The 1,113-nt window shown below is 64.7% G+C and carries 2 protein-coding genes; both read left to right on the plus strand.

Going from position 1 to position 1,113, the window contains the following annotated elements; all coding sequences use genetic code 11:
• Positions 1 to 716, plus strand: a 716-nt coding sequence (locus GSQ77_RS07220; RefSeq protein WP_158900550.1) for an FAD-dependent oxidoreductase, incomplete at its 5' end; no start/stop codon positions are given.
• Between the two features lie 232 nt (positions 717 to 948).
• On the plus strand, positions 949 to 1,113 hold a 165-nt coding region (locus GSQ77_RS07225), incomplete at its 3' end, for an NRDE family protein (protein ID WP_174246407.1).

The following is a 1,113-nucleotide window of genomic DNA, read 5'->3' on the forward strand; positions in this document are numbered from 1 at the left end:
AACTGCGCGGTGTGCATGATGCTTTGCCGTTCCTCATTGCAAATACCGAACGGCTGCTGCGCGACGAGCTACCCGCGCACGCGTTCGATCTCAAGGGCAAGCGCGTGGTGGTGCTGGGCGGCGGCGATACCGGCATGGACTGTAACCGCACCGCGATCCGTCTGGGCGCAGCGTCGGTCACCTGCGTCTATCGCCGTGACGAGGCCAGCATGCCCGGCTCGGCGCGCGAAGTCGGTTACAGCCGCGAGGAGGGCGTGGAATTCCTGTTCCATCGCCAGCCGCTGGAGATTCTCGGGAACGAACACGGTGGCGTACGTGCGGTACGCGTGATCGAGACCGCGCTGATTGATGACGGTGACGGCAGGCCGCGTCCGCGCAACGTGGCTGGCACGGAATGCGAGATCGAAGCGGACGTGGTGATCCAGTCGTTCGGCTTCCTGCCCAGTCCGCCGGACTGGCTGACCTCGCATGGCGTGAAGCTGGCACCGTCCGGCCGCGTCATCACCGGCGCCGATGGTGCGTTGCCATTGCAGACCAGCCATCCCCGCATTTTTGCCGGTGGCGACAATGTGCGCGGTGCCGATCTGGTGGTGCGCGCAGTTTATGACGGACGCGAGGCAGCGGTATCGATCGCACAGTTGTTATGCGATTCGCCCGCAATCACTGCCCGTGACGTAGAGGAGCATCCCGGGGTGGTGGCCGTCGCGGCGTTGTAACTCAGGGACTGCAGGTCCGGACCCAAAGAGAAAGGCGTGCCCGTGATCGGCGCGCCTTTCTTGGTGATGAAGGCCACGGTTTGGAGGAGGGGAAAGCATCGCGACTGAAGTCGCTCCCACAAAAGCGGGGCGCGGTGAAGTCGAGGTCATCGGCATCCCCTCCCGGTAGGCCTACACTCAGCTTCCCGCCCGGTGCGCGCTCGTAACGCGTCCTTCTTGTGGAATCTGTCCCATGTGCCTGATCGCTTTTGCCTGGAATGTGCACCCGCGCTGGCGCCTGCTGCTGGCCGGCAATCGCGATGAGTTTCACGCGCGTCCGAGTGCACCTTTGGCGCGCTGGGACGATGTTCCCATCATCGGTGGTCGCGACCTGCAGGCCGGCGGTACCTGGCTGGGG

The sequence above is a fragment of the Burkholderia sp. L27(2015) genome (assembly GCF_009765705.1).
Lineage (GTDB): Bacteria > Pseudomonadota > Gammaproteobacteria > Burkholderiales > Burkholderiaceae > LMUX01.